This window comes from Pseudomonas brassicacearum (assembly GCF_003732265.1).
GTDB lineage: Bacteria > Pseudomonadota > Gammaproteobacteria > Pseudomonadales > Pseudomonadaceae > Aquipseudomonas > Aquipseudomonas brassicacearum_D.
The window spans coordinates 1-1199 of record NZ_MOBK01000022.1 but is presented as its reverse complement, the minus strand read 5'-3'; the positions used below and the strand labels follow the sequence as shown (position 1 = coordinate 1199).

Sequence of the window (1199 nt, the reverse complement as noted above, 5' to 3'; positions counted from 1 at the left end):
GGGGGTGTCAGAAATTTTGTGTTCGGGCATAACATGAGTAAGAGGTGCATGTATGCCAACCAAGAAGAAACCCGCGTTGCGAGAGCTGCCGAAAATCCCGAAAGAGCTGCTCGAGCAATTCACTGATGGACCGATGACAGCTGAAGCCATTGAGGACGCCTCTGCGGCGTTCAAGAAGGCTTTGATCGAGCGAGCCCTGAGTGCTGAGCTCGGCCACCACCTGGGCTATCCGCCGGGCGCGCAGCGCCCAGAGGATGAAACCAACCAGCGCAATGGCAAAAGCAGCAAGACGGTTCTAACCGGCGATGGCCCGCTTCGACTGGATATTCCTCGGGACCGGGACGGTAGTTTCTCGCCCATCCTGATCCCCAAACACGAGCGTCGTTACACCGGTTTCGACGACAAGATCATCGCCATGTATGCCCGTGGAATGACGGTCAGAGAGATCCGTGCGTTTCTTTCCGAGCAGTACGGTACGGACGTTTCTCCCGACTTCATCAGCTCCGTAACCGACGAGGTCATGGCAGAGATCGGTGCATGGCAACAGCGGCCTTTGGAGCCGATGTATCCGGTTATTTTCTTCGATGCTCTGCGGGTCAAAATCCGCGAAGAGGGGCTGGTTCGCAACAAGGCGATCTACTTGGCCCTGGGGGTTTTGCCTGACGGAACACGCGATATTCTCGGCATTTGGATCGAAACTACCGAGGGCGCCAAATTCTGGATGAAGGTTTTCAACGACCTCAAGACCCGCGGCGTCGAGGACGTGTTGATTGCTGTGACCGATGGCCTTAAAGGCATGCCAGAAGCTCTCAGCGCCGTATTTCCAGACACGACACTGCAAACCTGCATTGTTCATCTGATCCGCAACAGTCTTGATTACGCGGCTTGGGACAAGCGTCGCGAACTGGCCAAGGCGCTCAAACCGATCTATCAGGCAGTCACCGCCGACGCGGCCGAGCAGGCGCTGGATGCGTTTGAAAGCGGGCCATGGGGCAAGCAGTATCCGACGGTAGTGGCGGCTTGGCGCCGCGCTTGGGATCGAGTGATTCCATTTTTCGTTTTCCCGCCGGCGATCCGAAAGGTGATCTACACGACCAACGCCATTGAGAGCATCAACGCTCAGCTGCGCAAGATCATCAAGACCCGAGGTCACTTCCCGACTGACGATGCGGCGACAAAACTGATCTGGCTTGGACTGC

1 protein-coding gene is annotated in these 1199 nt (G+C 56.8%); it reads left to right on the top strand.

All coding sequences use genetic code 11. From position 1 onward, the window contains the following. Positions 1 to 52: 52 nt before the first annotated feature. On the top strand, positions 53 to 1199 hold a 1147-nt coding region (locus BK660_RS29825), incomplete at its 3' end, for an IS256 family transposase (RefSeq protein ID WP_123436386.1).